The organism is Janthinobacterium lividum (assembly GCF_011601275.1).
Lineage (GTDB): Bacteria > Pseudomonadota > Gammaproteobacteria > Burkholderiales > Burkholderiaceae_D > Janthinobacterium > Janthinobacterium lividum_E.
On sequence record NZ_JAAOLY010000088.1, the window covers coordinates 1 to 255 of the forward strand.

Annotated in this window: 1 rRNA gene; it reads right to left on the minus strand. The window is 52.2% G+C overall.

The features are described 5' to 3' along the window. Positions 1-255: ribosomal RNA gene (locus GYK42_RS29010) — 16S ribosomal RNA — on the minus strand; the annotation flags it as partial.

Genomic DNA, 255 nt, shown 5'->3' on the forward strand with positions numbered 1-255 from the left:
AGACTTACAAAACCGCCTGCGCACGCTTTACGCCCAGTAATTCCGATTAACGCTTGCACCCTACGTATTACCGCGGCTGCTGGCACGTAGTTAGCCGGTGCTTATTCTTCAGGTACCGTCATTAGCAAGAGATATTAGCTCCCACCGTTTCTTCCCTGACAAAAGAGCTTTACAACCCGAAGGCCTTCTTCACTCACGCGGCATTGCTGGATCAGGCTTTCGCCCATTGTCCAAAATTCCCCACTGCTGCCTCCC